The 17,745-nt window shown below is 71.8% G+C and carries 16 protein-coding genes; 10 read left to right on the forward strand and 6 right to left on the reverse strand.

Annotated features, from left to right (window positions below):
* Positions 1–26: 26 nt before the first annotated feature.
* The 3 genes from ACFWP3_RS10615 to ACFWP3_RS10625 form a co-directional block, all read right to left on the reverse strand.
* A complete protein-coding gene (locus ACFWP3_RS10615) occupies positions 27–1,373 on the reverse strand; it encodes a PP2C family protein-serine/threonine phosphatase (protein WP_384218548.1) in 1,347 nt (448 codons plus the stop codon).
* Positions 1,374–1,857: 484 nt separating this feature from the next.
* A complete protein-coding gene (locus ACFWP3_RS10620; protein ID WP_384218551.1) occupies positions 1,858–2,961 on the reverse strand; it encodes an NlpC/P60 family protein in 1,104 nt (367 codons plus the stop codon).
* A 276-nt stretch (positions 2,962–3,237) separates the two neighbouring features.
* A complete protein-coding gene (locus ACFWP3_RS10625; RefSeq protein WP_384218553.1) occupies positions 3,238–4,059 on the reverse strand; it encodes a class I SAM-dependent methyltransferase in 822 nt (273 codons plus the stop codon).
* A 219-nt stretch (positions 4,060–4,278) separates the two neighbouring features.
* Here ACFWP3_RS10625 and mshA point away from each other — a divergent pair, with 219 nt between their 5' ends.
* Both mshA and ACFWP3_RS10635 read left to right on the forward strand, forming a co-directional pair.
* On the forward strand, positions 4,279–5,664 hold the full coding sequence (mshA, locus tag ACFWP3_RS10630) for a D-inositol-3-phosphate glycosyltransferase (RefSeq protein ID WP_384218555.1): 1,386 nt from the start codon (positions 4,279–4,281) through the stop codon (positions 5,662–5,664).
* The gene (locus ACFWP3_RS10635; protein WP_384218557.1) at positions 5,657–6,145 is read left to right on the forward strand and encodes a YbjN domain-containing protein; all 489 of its coding nucleotides are present in this window, start codon (positions 5,657–5,659) and stop codon (positions 6,143–6,145) included. The genes mshA and ACFWP3_RS10635 overlap by 8 nt, the downstream gene beginning before the upstream one ends.
* On the opposite strand, the gene ACFWP3_RS10640 is transcribed toward ACFWP3_RS10635, so the two are convergent.
* On the reverse strand, positions 6,117–7,454 hold the full coding sequence (locus tag ACFWP3_RS10640; protein ID WP_384218559.1) for an MDR family MFS transporter: 1,338 nt from the start codon (positions 7,452–7,454) through the stop codon (positions 6,117–6,119). The genes ACFWP3_RS10635 and ACFWP3_RS10640 overlap by 29 nt on opposite strands.
* Before the next feature lie 150 nt (positions 7,455–7,604).
* On the opposite strand from ACFWP3_RS10640, the gene ACFWP3_RS10645 reads away from it, so the two are divergent.
* On the forward strand, positions 7,605–8,366 hold the full coding sequence (locus tag ACFWP3_RS10645; protein WP_384218561.1) for a phosphoglyceromutase: 762 nt from the start codon (positions 7,605–7,607) through the stop codon (positions 8,364–8,366).
* Between the two features lie 423 nt (positions 8,367–8,789).
* Here the strand turns inward: ACFWP3_RS10645 and phoU are convergent, their stop codons facing one another.
* Positions 8,790–9,467: a phosphate signaling complex protein PhoU gene (gene phoU, locus ACFWP3_RS10650; protein WP_384218563.1), complete on the reverse strand. Its 678-nt coding sequence runs from the start codon at positions 9,465–9,467 to the stop codon at positions 8,790–8,792.
* A gap of 214 nt (positions 9,468–9,681) precedes the next feature.
* Between phoU and ACFWP3_RS10655 the strand changes: the two genes are divergently transcribed.
* Both ACFWP3_RS10655 and ACFWP3_RS10660 read left to right on the forward strand, forming a co-directional pair.
* Positions 9,682–10,920: a sensor histidine kinase gene (locus tag ACFWP3_RS10655; RefSeq protein ID WP_384218566.1), complete on the forward strand. Its 1,239-nt coding sequence runs from the start codon at positions 9,682–9,684 to the stop codon at positions 10,918–10,920.
* Positions 10,917–11,597: a response regulator transcription factor gene (locus ACFWP3_RS10660; protein WP_030387286.1), complete on the forward strand. Its 681-nt coding sequence runs from the start codon at positions 10,917–10,919 to the stop codon at positions 11,595–11,597. The genes ACFWP3_RS10655 and ACFWP3_RS10660 overlap by 4 nt, the downstream gene beginning before the upstream one ends.
* Positions 11,598–11,710: 113 nt before the next feature.
* On the opposite strand, the gene ACFWP3_RS10665 is transcribed toward ACFWP3_RS10660, so the two are convergent.
* Entirely contained in the window at positions 11,711–12,376 is a 666-nt protein-coding gene (locus ACFWP3_RS10665; RefSeq protein WP_384218568.1) for a DUF461 domain-containing protein, read from the reverse strand.
* Positions 12,377–13,073: 697 nt separating this feature from the next.
* Between ACFWP3_RS10665 and ACFWP3_RS10670 the strand changes: the two genes are divergently transcribed.
* From ACFWP3_RS10670 to rlmB, 5 genes are all read left to right on the forward strand, one after another.
* Entirely contained in the window at positions 13,074–13,556 is a 483-nt protein-coding gene (locus ACFWP3_RS10670; protein ID WP_003953493.1) for a CarD family transcriptional regulator, read from the forward strand.
* A 304-nt stretch (positions 13,557–13,860) separates the two neighbouring features.
* Positions 13,861–14,607, forward strand: coding sequence for a 2-C-methyl-D-erythritol 4-phosphate cytidylyltransferase (gene ispD / locus ACFWP3_RS10675; protein ID WP_384218570.1), 747 nt, complete (start codon positions 13,861–13,863; stop codon positions 14,605–14,607).
* Positions 14,597–15,124, forward strand: a complete 528-nt coding sequence (gene ispF / locus ACFWP3_RS10680; protein ID WP_384218573.1) for a 2-C-methyl-D-erythritol 2,4-cyclodiphosphate synthase — start codon at positions 14,597–14,599, stop codon at positions 15,122–15,124. The genes ispD and ispF overlap by 11 nt, the downstream gene beginning before the upstream one ends.
* Before the next feature lie 94 nt (positions 15,125–15,218).
* Positions 15,219–16,619 (forward strand): cysteine--tRNA ligase, encoded by a 1,401-nt coding sequence (gene cysS / locus ACFWP3_RS10685; protein WP_384218575.1) that lies wholly within the window; start codon positions 15,219–15,221, stop codon positions 16,617–16,619.
* Positions 16,620–16,714: 95 nt separating this feature from the next.
* Positions 16,715–17,686, forward strand: coding sequence for a 23S rRNA (guanosine(2251)-2'-O)-methyltransferase RlmB (gene rlmB, locus ACFWP3_RS10690; RefSeq protein WP_384218578.1), 972 nt, complete (start codon positions 16,715–16,717; stop codon positions 17,684–17,686).
* The last annotated feature ends 59 nt before the right edge of the window (positions 17,687–17,745 follow it).

Below are 17,745 nucleotides of genomic sequence, written 5' to 3' on the forward strand. Positions count from 1 at the left end.
CTCTTCCTCCCGTCTTCCTCCCGTCGTCAGGACGCGCCGCGGGAGAGCAGGACCACGGCCACGTCGTCCGTGAGCTCGCCGCCGTTGAGGCGGCGGGCCTCGGTGACGGAGGCTTCGAGCAGGTTCTCGCCCGTGAGCCCCTCGTCCAGGTGGCGGTTGATCATCTCGACCATGCCGTCCTGCCCCAGGCGCTCCTTGCCCGCGCCGATCCGGCCCTCGATCAGCCCGTCGGTGTAGAGCATCAGGCTCCAGGTGCCGCCGAGCTCGACCTGGCGCCGCGGCCAGCGGGCCTTGGGCAGCAGTCCGAGCGCCGGACCGCTGTTCTCGTACGGGAGCAGTCGCGCGGGGCGGCCCGGCCGGGAGATCAGCGGTGCCGGGTGGCCGGCCAGGCACAGTCCGGCGCGGCGGCCGTCGGGGGAGATGTCCACCGTGCACAGCGTCGCGAAGATCTCCTCGCAGGGCCGCTCCACTTCCAGGACCTCCTGGAGGGTGGCCAGCAGGTCGTCGCCGCAGAGCCCGGCCAGGGTCAGGGCGCGCCAGGCGATGCGGAGCTCGACGCCGAGGGCCGCTTCGTCGGGGCCGTGGCCGCAGACGTCGCCGATCATGGCGTGGACGGTGCCGTCGGGGGTGCGGACGGTGTCGTAGAAGTCGCCGCCCAGCAGGGCCCGGCTGCGGCCGGGGCGGTAGCGGGCGGCGAAGCGGAGGTCGGAGCCCTCCAGGAGCGGGTTGGGGAGCAGGCCGCGCTCGAGGCGGGCGTTCTCCTGGGCGCGCAGTTTCGATTCTGCAAGTTTGTACTGGGCGATGTCGGCCCGTTTTCTCTCCACCGCGTAGCGGATGGCGCGGCTCAGCAGCCGGCCGTCGAGCTCGTCCCGGAAGAGGAAGTCCTGGGCGCCGACCCGGACGGCCTCGGCGGCGCGTTCGGCGTCCTCCTCGGCGGTGAGGACGAGGACGGCGTGGCGGGGGGCGAGGCGGAGCACCTGGCGGAGGTTGGACAGCTGGTCCACGGCGGTGGCGCCGGCGGCGGCCGTCGTCCGGGGGCCCAGGTCCGGCAGGGCCAGGTCGAGCAGGATGCAGTGGACGTCGGGCGTGAGCAGCCGTGCGGCCTCGGTGAGGTTGCGGGCGGTGCGGAGCCGGATGCGGTGGCCGTCGGTGTCGAGGATCTCGGGGACGGTGAGGCCGCCTGCGGGGTCGTCCTCGATGACCAGGAGCGTCAGCGGGGTCGTGTGGGTGGTCGCGTGTGCGGCTGCCGACGGGGTCGCCTGCGGGGTCGCCTGTGGCGTCGCCTGCGCCAGGGGCGGGGCGGCGGCGGTCAGAACAGCCTGACCGTTCTCCGTGGCCGGGGTGTCCCTCTGCCGCGGTACGGGTACGGGCATCGTCTCCGGTTCCTTCCCTCCCCCCGAGGGTGCGCTCGTGCGCCGACCCTAGCGGCCCGGCCCGGCGGGCGGAATGCCGTGCCGGGTCAGGGCCTCCGTCATATGCCGTTATCGCGGGGGAAAATCGGCCTCACTGGATGACAAAGGTCACGGCGGGGCCGCGTTCCGTCCCGTCTACCGAGACGTCCGGGGGCCTCCTTTGGTTGCCTGGCCACCCCCTGGCCCGCCGAACCCGCCGATCCCGCGCGGCGGTCCGCCGAGTGGCGTCCGCCACACCCGGCCCGGCCCCTGCCGCGCAGGCGGGCGGGTGTGCAGGCGGGCCGGTGTGCAGGCGGGCAGCCGAGCTGCCGGGCGCGCCGAGCCGACGGGCACGCCGAGCCTCCGGGCACGCCGAGCCGCCGCGCAGGCAGGCAGGCTGGCGCGCACCCCCGAGTGCCCCGGTGGGACCGGCGCGGCCCGGGGTGGGTCGGCGGCCCCGCAGGGGTTACGCGTCGGGGCGGACGACCGCCTTGATCGGCATGGAGCCCGCGCCCGCCATCGTCACGTGGCGGCCCGGGCGCGGGGCGTGGACCATCGCGCCGTCGCCGACATACATCGCGACGTGGCTCGCGTCGTCGAAGTAGATGATCAGGTCGCCCGGGCGCATGTCCTTCAGCGCGACCTTCGGCAGCAGCCGCAGCTGCTCCTGCGAGGTGCGCGGGATCGACTTGCCCGCCGCCAGCCACGCCTGCGAGGTCAGGCCGGAGCAGTCGAACGCGGCCGGGCCCTCGGCCCCCCAGATGTAGGGCTTGCCCATCTGGGCGGTGGCGTACTGCACGGCCCGCTTCCCGGCGTCCGTGGCCACGCCGTTGACGTCCTTCATCGCGCCCGTCGACAGCCAGGCCGTCTGCGCCTTGTACTGCGCTTCCTGCTCCAGCTGGATCAGCCGGGCCTTCTCCTCGGCCTCCAGCTTGTTCTCCAGCTCCTCGGCCGCCTTGATCTTCTCCTCGATCTGCTTCTTCGAGTTCTCCTGCTTGATCCGGTTGTCCTCGAGCAGCGCCCACTGCGCGCTCGCGTCCTCCGCGTACCGCTTCAAGTCGTTCTGCGTGCGGTCCAGTTCCGTCAGCATGTCCGAGGCGGCCTTCTCGCCCTGGCGCAGCCGGTTCGCCCCGTCGAGGAACTGGTTCGGATCGTCGCTCAGGGCCAGCTTCGCGCCGGGCGGCAGGCCGCCCGAGCGGTACTGGGCGCGGGCGGCGGCGCCCGCGCGGCCCTTCAGGGTCGAGATCCGCTCCTGGCCGGCCACGATCAGGTTGGCGATCTCGACGATCTTGTCCGACTGGGCCTTCGCTTCGGCCTCGGCCTGGTTGTAGGCGTCCGTGGCGGTGCCCGCCTGCCGGTACAGCTCCTCGATCTCCTTGCGGACCTCTTCGAGCGACTTCGCGCCCGGCTGCGGAGCAGGAGCCGCCGGGGTCCCGGGAGTTGCCGGTGCCACGGGCACGGCCGGCGCCGCGTACGCCATACCCGTCGCCAGGCCCGGCGCCGTCAGTATCGCCATCGCGCACAGCAGTACGAGCCCGCTCGCGCCGCGCCGTCGCCGTTCGGCTCCCATGGTCCCCCCAGGCACCCGGAGTCAGATCCCGCAGTACCCTGCATCAGATCTGACTATTCATCAGTAACTTGTCTCTGCCTTCGGGATGGTGCCACGAGCCGGTGAATTCCGACACCCTTGTGGATGTCCTTCGGATCTTGTCCGCCCCAACGGACCCCACCCCTCACGGCTCAACGGGCGATCCCTATCACCGGTTCCCCGCCGCCCCGTATTCACCCCTGAGCGCCCCGATCATCCCACTTACCCCGAGTGCCCCACTCACCCCGGTCACCCCACTCACCCCGTCGGGCGCAACGCCTCCCACCGCACCGTGAGTTCCCCCTGCCGCCACCGCACCGGCCCGTCCGCCAGCGGCCAGTCGCCGGACAGCGCCCGCGCCGTCCGGATCCAGCGCTGCCGCGCCCCGTACGAGGCGTACGGAGCCGCCGCCGCCCACGCCCGGTCGAAGTCGCGCAGGAACGCGTGCACCGGCTCGCCCGGCACGTTGCGGTGGATCAGCGCCTTCGGCAGCCGCTCCGCCAGGTCCGAGGGGCGCTCCAGGGAGCCCAGCCGGGTCGCGAACGTCACCGTGCGCGCCCCCTCCGGCCCCAGCGCCACCCACACGTGCCGCCGCCCGATCTCGTCGCAGGTCCCCTCCACCAGCAGCCCGTCCGGAGCCAGCCGCGCGCACAGCCGCTCCCACACCGCCGCGACCTGCTCCTCGTCGTACTGGCGCAGTACGTTCGCCGCCCGGATCAGCGCCGGGCGGACCCCGTCCTCCAGCGGCACCTCGAACCCGCCGTGCCGGAAGCTCAGGCCCTCCCGCTCGTACGGCTTCGCCCCCGCCACCCGCGCGGGCTCGATCTCGATGCCGACCACCCGCACCCGCGGAGCCGCCTCGCGCAGCCGCGCCAGCAGCTCGACGGCCGTCCAGGGCGCGGCCCCGTAGCCGAGGTCCACCGCGACCGGCGCCTGCGCGCGCCGCAGCGCCGTCCCGTGCGTGGCGGCGATCCAGCGGTCCATCCGGCGCAACCGGTTCGGATTCGTCGTCCCGCGCGTCACCGAGCCCACGGGACGGCCGGGGGCGCGGCTCGGGGTCGGAGGGGTGCGGGGGGCCATGAGCCGAGGGTAAGCGGAGGGCACTCGCCGGATGAAAAACGTGCTCCGGCCGAGAAAAAGACAGGGAAATCCGGCCACCCCGGAATGCGCGGGACGGCCATCCGGGTTGCACTCCATGCAGGGCGCCCGGCGCGCCCCTGTCGGCATGCCCGGCAGCCGTCCGAGTGGCGTCCCCGCGGCGTCCCGTCCCCGTGTCGTCGAGCGAGAGGAACTGCTCCCTTGAGCCAGTACGTGTCCCGCCTCGGCGGCAGCCTCACCGGCCGCCTCTCCGCCGCCCGCGTCGTCACCCGGCACGAGCCGCCGCGACTGCGCCTGCCGGCCGTCGGCCACCACCGCAAGCCGCGCCGCGTGGCCATGCTCAGCGTCCACACCTCGCCGCTGCACCAGCCCGGTACGGGCGACGCCGGCGGCATGAACGTCTACATCGTGGAGCTGGCCAAACGCCTCGCCGCGATCAACATCGAGGTCGAGATCTTCACCCGGGCCACCGCCGGCGGCCTGCCGCCCGTGGTCGAGCTGGCCCCCGGGGTCCTCGTACGGCACGTGGACGCGGGGCCGTACGAAGGCCTCGCCAAGGAGGAGCTCCCGGCCCAGCTGTGCGCCTTCACGCACGGCGTGATGCAGGCCTGGGCCGGCCACCGCCCCGGCTACTACGACCTCGTGCACTCCCACTACTGGCTCTCCGGCCACGTCGGCTGGCTCGCCGCCGAGCGCTGGGGCGTCCCGCTCGTGCACGCCATGCACACCATGGCCAAGGTCAAGAACGCGGCGCTGGCCGAGGGCGACACGCCCGAGCCCGCCGCCCGCGTCATAGGCGAGACGCAGATCGTGTCCGCCGCGGACCGGCTCATCGCGAACACCGCCGAGGAGGCCGACGAACTCGTCCGGCACTACGAGGCCGACCCGGGCAAGGTCGCCGTCGTGCACCCCGGTGTGAACCTCGACCGCTTCACCGTCGGCGACGGCCGGGCCGCCGCCCGCGCCCGCCTCGGCCTGCCGCAGGACGTCGTCATCCCGCTCTTCGCCGGGCGGATCCAGCCGCTGAAGGCACCCGACATCCTGCTGCGCGCCATCGCCGAGCTCGTCGACCGGGATCCCTCGCTGCGCGGCCGCCTCTTCGTCCCCGTCGTCGGCGGGCCCAGCGGCAGCGGCCTGGCCAAGCCGGAGGGCCTGCAGAAGCTCGCCGCGAAGCTCGGCATCGCCGATCTCGTGCACTTCCACCCGCCGGTGGGCCAGGACAGCCTCGCCGACTGGTTCCGCGCCGCGTCCGTGCTGGTCATGCCCTCGTACAGCGAGTCCTTCGGGCTGGTCGCGATAGAGGCGCAGGCCAGCGGCACGCCGGTGCTCGCCGCGGCGGTCGGCGGACTGCCCGTCGCCGTCAACGACGGGGTCACCGGCATCCTCGTACCCGGCCACGACCCGGTGGACTACGCGCGTGAGCTGCGGCGCTTCGTGGACGACCCGTGGCTCGCCGACCGGATGGGCGCCGAGGCCGCGCGCCACGCGCAGTTCTTCGGCTGGGACACGGCGGCCGGCGGCACGGCGGATGTGTACACCGCGGCGATGCATGATCACCGCCGTCGCGTACGCTCCCACCATGGCTGACACCGCCGAGATCATCGAGGCCACGCTCGCCGGCGCCGAGCTGAGCTGGGAGAGCCCCGAGCCGGGCTCGTACGTCGTCCAGCTCCCCGGCACCCGCAAGCTGAGCACCACCTGCTCGCTGCGGGTCGGCCGGCACTCGCTGTCGGTCAACGCGTTCGTCATCCGCCACCCGGACGAGAACGAGGCCGGCGTGCACCGCTGGCTGCTGGAGCGCAACCTCAAGCTGTACGGGCTGGGCTACGCGGTGGACCGCCTCGGCGACGTCTACCTGACGGGCCGGCTACCGCTCGCCGTGGTCACCCCGGAGGAGCTGGACCGGCTGCTCGGCACGGTGCTGGAGGCGGCGGACGGGGCCTTCAACACCCTCCTGGAGCTCGGTTTCGCCGGGGCGATCCGCCGCGAGTACGAGTGGCGCGTCTCCCGCGGCGAGCCGACCCACAACCTGGATGCGTTCAAGCACCTGACGCAGCCGTCGGCCTGACCTCGGCGGGGGCCCCGGCAGGGGCGGCTTCCACGGGCTCGGCGCGGGCGGTTGCCACGGCCTCGGCGACCAGCCCCGGCCCGGGCCCCGGCCCCGGCCCCGTCTCCGGCGGGAGCGCGCGCATCAGCAGCCAGTATCCGAGCGCGGCGACGGTCCCCAGGACCGCCGTCGACCCCCACAGCCAGCCCGCGCCGAACCGGTCGATGACCCCGCCCGCGAGCAGCGGCGCGATCAGCGAGGCCACCGCCCAGGACATCGTGTACATCCCCTGGTAGCGGCCGCGTCCGTGCAGCGGGGAGAGCCGCGCGACCAGGCCCATCTGAGTGGGCGAGTTGATGATCTCGCCCAGCGTCCACACGCAGACGGTCAGCGCCAGCACCCCGAGCGAGCCGCCGAACGCCGTCAGCCCGAACCCGTACCCGGCCAGCAGCGCCGAGACCACGAGCAGCCGCTTCGGGTCGCGGTGCTCGATGAACCGGGTGACCGGGATCTGCAGCACCACGATCATCACGCCGTTCACGGCGGCGACCAGCCCGTAGTCCCCGGTGGAGAAGCCCGCGGTGCCCATCGCCAGCGGCAGCCCGAACGACCCCTGCATGAAGATCAGCGAGATCAGGAACGACAGCCCGACCACCGCCATGAAACGCCCGTCGCGCAGCACCGCGCCGAGTCCGATCTCGGGCTCGTCCGCCGCCGTGGCCGGGTCGCCCTTCTCGGGACGGGACTCGGGCAGCTTCACGAAGACGAGCACCGCGCACACCAGCGTCAGCGCCGCCTCGCCCAGGAACCCGGCCAGGTAGCTGTACTCGGCGATGAAGCCGGCGACCGTGGCGGAGATCGCGAAGCCGAGGTTGATGGCCCAGTAGTTCAGCGCGAAGGCCCGGACCCGGTCCTCGGGGCGGACGATGTCGGACAGCATCGCCTGCACGGCGGGCCGCGAGGCGTTGGAGGCCATGCCGACCAGCAGTGCGACGGCCGCGATCGCCGCCGGGTGCTCCATGAATCCGAGCAGCGCGACCGACAGGGCGGTCGCGACGTTCGCGGCCATCAGCGTGGGCCGGCGCCCGAGCCGGTCGGTCATCACCCCGGCGACGAGCGAGGAGATCACACCGCCGAGCCCGTGCAGGGCGACCACAAGTCCCGCGAAGGAGGCCGAGTAGCCCCGGTCCAGGGTCAGGTACAAGGTCATGAATGTGGCGACGAAGGCCCCGAGCCGGTTCACCAGGGTGCTCGTCCACAACCACCAGAACGCGGGCGGCAGACCCGACACGCTCTCCCGGGCGGCCCGTCTCAAACTGGCAGCGGACATAAGGAATCCCCCCGCGATGTAAGTGCCTCTTCGGTGATCCGCACGTTACGAGCGGCGGTCTGCCGACGCCAGTCAATTGACGTCCGGTGTCAATCGACGGCCCCGGACGCCGCGCGCGAGCGCCCCGGGCCGTCCATTAGGCTCGTACGCATGGCCGACGCACCGTACAAGCTGATCCTGCTCCGCCACGGCGAGAGCGAGTGGAACGCGAAGAACCTGTTCACCGGCTGGGTGGACGTCAATCTCAACGAGAAGGGCGAGAAGGAGGCGGTCCGCGGCGGTGAGCTGCTCAAGGACGCCGGCCTGCTCCCCGACGTGGTCCACACGTCCCTCCAGAAGCGCGCGATCCGCACCGCGCAGCTCGCCCTGGAGTCCGCCGACCGCCACTGGATCCCCGTCCACCGCTCGTGGCGCCTGAACGAGCGCCACTACGGCGCCCTCCAGGGCAAGGACAAGGCCCAGACCCTCGCCGAGTTCGGCGAGGAGCAGTTCATGCTGTGGCGCCGTTCGTACGACACCCCGCCGCCGGCCCTCGAGGACGGTACGGAGTTCTCCCAGTCCGAGGACCCGCGCTACGCGACGATCCCGCCGGAGCTGCGCCCCAAGACGGAGTGCCTCAAGGACGTCGTCGTCCGCATGCTGCCGTACTGGTACGACGGCATCGTCCCGGACCTGCTCGCCGGCCGCACCGTCCTGGTCGCCGCGCACGGCAACAGCCTGCGCGCCCTGGTCAAGCACCTGGACGGCATCTCCGACGCGGACATCGCGGGCCTGAACATCCCGACCGGCATCCCGCTCGCCTACGAGCTCGACGCCGACTTCAAGCCCGTCAAGCCCGGCGGCACCTACCTCGACCCGGACGCGGCCGCGGCCGCGATCGAGGCGGTCAAGAACCAGGGCAAGAAGAAGTAGCCCTCACGTACGAAACGGCCCCCTGCCTGCGGTTCTCCCGTCGGCAGGGGGCTTTTTGCCGCCGTGGGGCAGGGGCTGGGCGACGGCCGCGCGCGCACGTGGGCCCCGTCCCGCCTGCTCGGCGTGGACGGGGCCCTCGGGGTACCGGAGGCGGCGGGGATCAGCCGCCGCACTGGCACGGCGCGCCGGACTGGCATCCGCAGCCGCAGCCCGAGCCGCAGCCACACGCTGCGAGCAGCGGGAGGCGCAGCGGCTCCGGTCGGGGCGGCTGCTCCTGATCGGGCGTGATGGGGACGGGGGAATCGGGCATGGTTCCTCCTCGCGCAGGCGGCGTACGGGCCGCCGTACGACGGACCGCCTCCGCCTCATTCATACCCAGCCGCACCGGCGCGTCAACGGCGCACGGGGGCTCGTGCCCGTGCGTCAGACGCCCTCGACCTGGGTCGGAGGCTGGAGCTCGTCCGCGTGCTCGCCCGTCACCAGGTACACCACGCGCTTGGCCACCGACACCGCGTGGTCGGCGAAGCGCTCGTAGTAGCGGCCCAGCAGCGTCACGTCGACCGCCGTCTCGATGCCGTGCTTCCAGCGGTCGTCCATCAGGTGCTGGAACAGCGTGCGGTGCAGCTGGTCCATCTCGTCGTCGTCCTGCTCCAGCTGGAGCGCGAGGTCGACGTCCTTGGTGATGATGACCTCGGCCGCCTTCGCCATCAGGCGCTGCGCCAGCTGACCCATCTCCAGGATGGTGGCGTGCAGGTCCCGCGGCACGGCCGTGGCCGGGAAGCGCAGCCGGGCGAGCTTCGCCACGTGCTGGGCCAGGTCGCCGCTGCGCTCCAGGTCCGCGCTCATGCGCAGCGAGGTCACGACGATGCGCAGGTCGGTGGCGACCGGCTGCTGCCGGGCCAGCAGGGCGATGGCCCGCGCCTCCAGGTCGTGCTGGAGGTCGTCGACCTTCTGGTCGGCGGCGATGACACTCTCGGCGAGCTTCAGGTCGGCGTCGAGCATGGACGTCGTGGCCCGCCCGATCGCGGAACCGACCAGCCGGGCCATCTCGACCAGGCTCTCTCCGATCGAGTCCAGTTCCTCGTGGTACGCGTCACGCATGTCTGGTGTCCCTCTCTTGACCTACAGCACTACTGCCCGGGGGCCGGCCGGGGCGGCCGCTGGCCCCACGTTGACACGGTGACCCGCGAACGCGTCCGACTCCGGCATCACAAATGAATCAACCCCGTCGCCAGGGTGAACTCTGGGCGACGAGTGTTCGAGGTGGCACCCGAACGGCTGTGGAAGTGTCGTCGTGCCTGCTTAACCTGGATGCATGGACGTGAACGCGGCGGTCGCCGCAGCTGCAGCGATCGCCGGTCTTTGCACCGGTGTGATCGCGATGCTGGCGTTCCGCTGGAGCGAGCGCGACCAAGCCCGCCCCACCCGGAGCTCCATGCGCCCCGACATCAACGCGGTGCTCCCGCCCGGCGTGGACACCGTCCTCTCCGTGCTCCGCTCCTCCGCCGTCGTCCTCGACGAGGGCGACGCGGTGGTCAAGGCCAGCTCGGCGGCGTACGCGCTGGGCCTGGTCCGCGGCGGCAAGCTCGCCGTCGAACCCATGCTCCACATGGCCCGCGACACCCGCCGCGACGGGGAGATACGCCAGGTCGAGCTGGACCTGCCCCGGCGCGGCACCGGCCGCGGCGAGGCCCTCGCCGTCTCGGCGCGCGTGGCCCCGCTCGGCTCCCGCCTGGTGCTCCTCCTGGTCGAGGACCTCACCGAGGCCCGCCGCATCGAGGCCGTGCGCCGCGACTTCGTCGCCAACGTGTCCCACGAGCTGAAGACCCCGGTCGGAGCGATCTCGCTGCTCTCCGAGGCCGTCATGGACGCCGCGGACGACCCCGAGGCGGTCAGCCGCTTCGCCGGCCGCATGCAGATCGAGGCCACCCGCCTGATCAACCTCGTGCAGGAGCTCATCGACCTCTCCCGGGTGCAGAACGACGACCCGCTGGAGGACGCCGAGCCCGTCCGCGTGGACACGCTGGTCGCGGAGGCGATCGACCGCTGCCGCCACACGGCCTCGTCCAAGCAGATCATCATGGCCGCGGGCGGCACCGCCGACCTGCGCGTCTGGGGCAACCGCGGACAGCTCGCGGCAGCCCTCGGAAATCTGGTCGAGAACGCCGTCAACTACAGCCCGGCCCGCACCCGCGTCGGCATAGCCGGGCGCAGGGTCGCGGCTCCCGGGGGAGACTTGATCGAGATCGCCGTGACCGACCAGGGCATCGGCATCCCGGAAAAGGACCGCGAGCGCATCTTCGAGCGCTTCTACCGCGTGGACCCGGCCCGCTCCCGCGCCACGGGAGGCACGGGCCTCGGCCTTGCGATCGTGAAGCACGTGGCCGCCTCGCACGGTGGGGAAGTGTCGGTGTGGAGTTCGGAGGGCCAGGGCTCCACGTTCACGCTGCGACTCCCCGAAGGGGGCGCGCCGGCCCCGGCGACGACCCCCGCACCCGCCCCATCCCTGACTGAACCAGCAACAGCCATTCCTGCCCCGGAGGTCCTTCCGTGACCCGAGTGCTCGTCGTCGAGGATGAGGAATCATTCAGCGACGCCCTGTCCTACATGCTCCGCAAGGAGGGTTTCGAGGTCGCCATCGCCGCGACCGGGCCCGACGGGCTGGACGAGTTCGAGCGCAACGGCGCCGACCTCGTCCTCCTCGACCTGATGCTCCCCGGCCTGCCCGGCACGGAGGTCTGCCGGCAGCTGCGCGGCCGCTCCAACGTCCCCGTGATCATGGTGACCGCGAAGGACAGCGAGATCGACAAGGTCGTCGGGCTGGAGATAGGAGCCGATGACTACGTCACGAAGCCCTTCTCCTCGCGGGAGCTGGTCGCCCGCATCCGCGCGGTCCTGCGCCGCCGCGGCGAGCCGGAGGAGGTCACCCCGGCCGCGCTGGAGGCGGGCCCCGTACGGATGGACGTCGACCGCCACGTGGTCACCGTCGCCGGCGGGAAGGTGGACCTCCCGCTGAAGGAGTTCGACCTACTGGAGATGCTGCTGCGCAACGCGGGCCGCGTACTGACCCGCATGCAGCTGATCGACCGGGTCTGGGGCGCGGACTACGTCGGTGACACCAAGACCCTGGACGTCCACGTCAAACGCCTGCGCGCCAAGATCGAGCCCGACCCGGGCGCGCCGCGCTACCTGGTCACGGTGCGAGGCCTGGGCTACAAGTTCGAGCCGTAAGCCGGCGGCGCGGGCGCGGCTCCCGTTCGGGCCGTGGCCGACGGCGCACGTTGCAGGGATGAGGGAAGGCCCCGGTCGCGGATGCGACCGGGGCCTTCCCTTGTGCGATGTGCTCAGTGGCCCGCGGCGTGCGAGGCCGAACCCGACGGGCTGCCCGCGGGGGCGCCGGCCGGCGTGCCCGAGGGGGTGCCGGACGGGCTGCCCGAGGGGCTGCCGGACGGGGTGCCCGCGGCGCTGCCCGACGGGGTGGGGCCCGCGGCCGGGGGCGCGGTCGGGCCGTAGCCCGCGTACATGCCGGTGGCCGGGACCACGAAGGCCTGCAGGCCGACGTCGCCGGTGCTGCTCAGCTGGAAGACGACCTCCTGGACGTCGCCGTCCTTGGGGCCCTCGGCGCCGTTCTCGATCGTGGCGGACGGGTTGCCCTTGCCGCCCAGGACCACGGAGCCGCCGGCCGGCACGACGATCTTGCCGGTGCCGGTGGCCGCCTTCAGTACGACCTTGCCCTTGCCACCCGGGAGGGTGATGCCGTCAAGCGTCTGCTCCTTGGTGCCCGAGTTGAAGACCGTCGCGGAAACGGCGGCCGGGCCCTTCTTGTCCTTCGCGCCCTGGCTGATCACCAGTGCGTTCTGGACCTTGATGTCGCCCTTGGTGGCGGCGGCGTTGTCCGGCTTGATCTGGAGGGTCTCCGCGTCGTTGCCCGCTGCGCATGCGGCCAGCGAGGCGATCGAGAACACGACGGCGGTGGCGGCGAGGGCGCCGCGTCGAAGGCTGCGGCTCACGGCGGCGGCAACTCCTTGGACGTACGGAACGGGAGGGTGGGCTCCCTTGGGAACGGCCGAGGTAAAGCCGCTCTAAGGGTGTGTCAGCGGGCCTTAGGTTACCGAGCCGCCGCCCCGCCCCCGCACCCGACCCTCCGCAGTACGGCGGCCGCCCTGCCGGGGCTCCGCGCCCGCTCCCGCGATCTCGTAATCCGCAGGTCGATCACGGTGCCGATCACCAGTCGATCACCGGGCTGATCGCGAGTCGATCACCAGGCCGATCACGGTGCCGATCACCACGCCGTTCACGCGGCGATCACGCGCCGATCATGTGGCACCCGCATATCACCCGACGCGCGTCCGGTGATCAATTCCGGGATTCCGCCGAACCCCTCCGAGTGATCAATTCGGGATTGGGCCGGAACCGCTCCGCCCGAGGTGGCCGCCAGTCGAACGGAGTAGTTCGGTTTCCCGACTCCGAAACCGGCAAAACGGGATGTACCTCACACTGACGGGGGAGCCGGACGGGTGTAGCGTGGCCCTTTCGCCCGGTCCGCACAGCACCCCCGACCTGCGAATACCCCCTTCCGGAAGCCCTCCGCAGCACGTTCCTGTCGCTGTTGTCAAGCCCTGAGATGTGCTCTGACCTGCGAAAACGCCATTCATAACAGTCAGTTCTCGTGTTACCCTGGATAGCCACGGAAGGGGTACCTGTCACATGACGTTCAAGGTTGGCGACACCGTGGTCTATCCCCATCACGGGGCCGCGCTGATCGAGGCCATTGAGACTCGTCAGATCAAAGGCGTGGACAAGACCTACTTGGTGCTCAAGGTCGCCCAGGGCGACCTGACGGTTCGTGTGCCTGCGGACAATGCGGAGTTCGTCGGCGTTCGCGACGTAGTCGGCCAGGACGGGCTGGACCGGGTCTTCGAGGTGCTCCGCGCACCGTATGCAGAAGAGCCGACGAACTGGTCCCGGCGCTACAAGGCAAATCTGGAGAAGCTCGCTTCTGGCGATGTCATCAAGGTCGCCGAAGTGGTGCGTGACCTGTGGCGTCGTGAGCGTGAGCGCGGGCTTTCCGCGGGTGAGAAGCGCATGCTCGCGAAGGCGCGCCAGATTCTGGTGAGCGAACTCGCGCTCGCCGAGAACACGAACGAGGACAAGGCCGAGGCCCTCCTCGACGAGGTGCTCGCGTCCTGACGCGAGACCCCGTACAGCAAACAGTGTTCATCAGAACAATGTGTACACAGTTGTGCCGCGGTGCCCGCTGACAAGGCCTCTCCTCCACGAGGGGCCTGTTGCCGGGCGCTGCGGCATGTCTGTACCCACACCTTCTGTACTCACACCTGCTTGCACCACCTGTTGCACCACCTCACTGGCGTGCCGGGTCCGGGCAGCCTGCTCGACCGGTCGTCACGGAAGGGGCGAGGGCGTCGCACCCGGCACCCTTCAGGCCATACCCATGTCGGCCGAAGTCACAAACCTGGCTCGGAGCTACCTACTGATGTCTGACGAAACGCGTCCCCACCGCACCGCCGCGGTGATCCCGGCCGCCGGCCGCGGCGTACGCCTCGGCCCCGGCGCCCCCAAGGCCCTGCGCGCCCTCGGCGGGATCCCGATGCTCGTGCACGCCGTCCGCGCGATGGCCCGCTCCCGCGCGGTCTCCCTCGTGGTCGTCGTCGCACCGCCCGACGGAGCCGAGGGCGTACGCCTCCTCCTCGACGAGCACGCGCTGCCCGAGCGCACCGAGATCGTGGTCGTGCCCGGCGGGGAGACCCGCCAGGAGTCCGTACGCGCCGGTCTCGACGCCCTGCCGCAGGACGTCACCTCCGTACTCATCCACGACGCGGCCCGCCCGCTGGTCCCCGTCGACACCGTGGACTCGGTCATCGAGGCCGTACGCGACGGGGCCCCGGCCGTGGTGCCCGCCCTGCCGCTGGCCGACACCGTCAAGGAGGTCGAGCCCGGCAAGCCCGGCGAGCCCGAGCCGGTCGTCGCCACGCCCGAGCGGGCCCGGCTGCGCGCCGTTCAGACCCCGCAGGGCTTCGACCGCGCCACCCTCGTCCGCGCGCACGAGGAGATCGCCGTGGCCGGCGAGGGAGCCACCGACGACGCGGGCATGGTCGAGCGCCTCGGTGTCACCGTCGTCGTGGTCCCGGGCCACGAAGAGGCCTTCAAGGTCACCCGCCCCCTCGACCTGGTCCTCGCCGAGGCCGTACTCGCCCGCAGGAGGGCCACCGATGCGTACTAGCCCCACCGGCCCGGCCGACCACGGCGCGGGCGCCCCGCTGCTGCCGCTCGTCGGCATCGGCACCGACGTGCACGCCTTCGAGGCCGGCCGCGAGCTGTGGTGTGCCGGACTGCTGTGGGAGGGCGAGGACGGCCTCGCCGGGCACTCCGACGGCGACGTCGCCGCGCACGCCGCCTGCGACGCCCTGTTCTCCGCCGCCGGCGTCGGCGACCTCGGCGCGCACTTCGGCACCTCGCGTCCCGAGTGGTCCGGAGCCGCGGGCGTCACCCTCCTGGCGGAGGCCGCCCGCATCGTCCGCGCCGAGGGCTTCGAGATCGGCAACATCGCCATCCAGGTGATCGGCGTACGCCCGAAGATCGGCAAGCGGCGCGAAGAGGCACAGAAGGCGCTCGCCGCCGCCGCGGGCGCCCCCGTCTCGGTATCGGGGACCACCACCGACGGACTGGGCCTCACCGGCCGCGCCGAAGGGCTCGCCGCCATCGCGACAGCCCTCGTCTACCGGACGAATCCCGCGTAGTGCCCCGTACGAAGACACTTCTTCCGCAACAAAGAAGCCCCCGCGTCCCCAAAGGGTCGCGGGGCACTGCTACAGGCGCACTACCCTGGATGCCGTGACTATTCGCCTGTACGACACCAGCGCCCGGCAGATCCGTGACTTCACCCCGCTCACCGCGGGCTGCGTCTCGATCTACCTCTGTGGCGCCACGGTGCAGGCCGCCCCGCACATCGGGCACATCCGGTCGGGTCTCAACTTCGACATGATGCGCCGCTGGTTCGAGTACCGGGGCTACGAGGTCACCTTCATCCGCAACGTCACGGACATCGACGACAAGATCATCGCGAAGTCCGCTGAGCAGCGCCGCCCCTGGTGGTCCATCGGCTACGAGAACGAGCGTGCCTTCAACGACGGCTACGCCGCGCTCGGCTGCCTCCCGCCCACCTACGAGCCCCGCGCCACCGGCCACGTCACCGAGATGGTCGAGATGATGCGCGGCCTCATCGAGCGCGGCCACGCCTACGAGTCCGAGGGCAACGTCTACTTCGACGTGAAGTCCTACCCCGGCTACCTCTCGCTGTCCCGCCAGGAGCTCGACAACATCCGCCAGCCGGAGTCCACCGGCGAGACCGGCAAGCGCGACCCCCGCGACTTCGCCATGTGGAAGTCCGTCAAGCCCGGCGAGCCGTCCTGGGAGACCCCGTGGGGCCGCGGCCGCCCCGGCTGGCACCTGGAGTGCTCCGCCATGGCGCACAAGTACCTCGGCGAGGCCTTCGACATCCACGGCGGCGGCCTGGACCTGATCTTCCCGCACCACGAGAACGAGATCGCCCAGGCCAAGGCCTTCGGCGACGAGTTCGCGAACTACTGGGTCCACAACGCCTGGGTCACCATGTCCGGCGAGAAGATGTCCAAGTCGCTGGGCAACTCGGTGCTCGTCTCCGAGATGGTCAAGCAGTGGCGTCCGATCGTGCTGCGCTACTACCTCGGCACCCCGCACTACCGGTCGATGATCGAGTACAGCGAGGAGGCGCTGCGCGAGGCCGAGTCCGCCTTCGCGCGGATCGAGGGCTTCTACCAGCGCGTCATCGAGAAGGCAGGCAAGCCCGTCGAGCCCGCCGCTGAGGTCCCGCCCGCCTTCGCCGAGGCCATGGACGACGACCTCGGGGTCCCGCAGGCGCTCGCCATCGTCCACACCACCGTCCGCCAGGGCAACAGCGCACTGGCCGCCGACGACAAGGACGCGGCCATCGCGCGCCTGTCGGAGGTGCGCGCCATGCTGGACGTCCTCGGCCTGGACCCGCTCGACCCGCACTGGGCGGGCGAGGCGGACCGCGGCGAGGACCTGCACGGCGCCGTCGACACCCTCGTGCGCCTCGTACTGGAACAGCGCGAGTCCGCCCGGTCCCGCAAGGACTGGGCGACCGCCGATGCCATCCGCGACCAGCTCCAGCAGTCCGGACTGGTGATCGAGGACAGTCCGGCGGGCCCGCGCTGGACGCTCGGTCCCCGCTGAGCCCGGGCAGCTGAGCTTGGTGTGCCGCCCGGCGCTCCGGGCGGCACACTCTTCATACGTACATACCGCAGCATCAACGAAAACAGGTAGAAGTCATGGCCGGGAACAGCCAGCGCAGGAACCGCCGCACGTCCAACAAGAAGGGCGCGACGGTCGGCAGCGGTGGCCAGCGGCGCAAGGGCCTGGAAGGCAAGGGCCCCACGCCCAAGGCCGAGGACCGCAAGAAGCACAAGGCGAACCGCATCGCCAACGCCATGGCACGCCAGGCCGCCAAGCGCCGCCCGGCCCCCCGCCGCGGCGGTCCCAAGGGCACCAGCGAGATGGTCGTCGGCCGCAACCCGGTCTTCGAGGCGCTGCGCGACGGTGTTCCGGCCACGACGCTCTACGTCCAGCAGTTCATCGACAACGACGAGCGCGTCCGCGACGCCCTCAAGCTCGCCGCCGACCGCGGCAACATCAACCTGATGGAAGCCCCGCGCCCCGAGCTCGACCGCATGACCAACGGGCTCAACCACCAGGGTCTGGTCCTCCAGGTCCCGCCGTACGAGTACGCGCACCCCGAGGACCTCACCGCCGAGGCCTACGACAACGGCGACGACCCGCTGATCGTGGCCCTCGACGGGGTCACGGACCCGCGCAACCTCGGCGCGATCGTCCGCTCCGTCTCCGCCTTCGGCGGCCACGGCGTGGTCATCCCCGAGCGCCGCGCCGCCGGCATGACCGCCGGTGCCTGGAAGACCTCGGCCGGCACCGCCGCCCGCACCCCGGTCTCCCGCGTCACCAACCTGACGCGTGCCCTCCAGGACTACAAGAAGGCCGGCATCACCGTCGTCGGCCTCGCCGCCGAGGGCACGCACGAGGTGCAGGACCTGGAGGCGCTCGGCGGCCCGGTCGTCATCGTCGTCGGCTCCGAGGGCAAGGGCCTCGGCCGCCTCGTGGGCGAGAACTGCGACTACCTCGTCCGCATCCCGATGCCGGGCGGCGCCGAGTCCCTCAACGCCGGTGTCGCGGCCGGTGTCGTCCTCTACGAGGCCGCCCGCCGCCGCGCCGAGCGCGGCCGGGTCTGATCCACGGGATCGGGTCGGCCGAGCGGGCCGATCCGCTGATCCACTTGATTCACTTGATC

This window comes from Streptomyces sp. NPDC058525 (assembly GCF_042719495.1).
Lineage (GTDB): Bacteria > Actinomycetota > Actinomycetes > Streptomycetales > Streptomycetaceae > Streptomyces.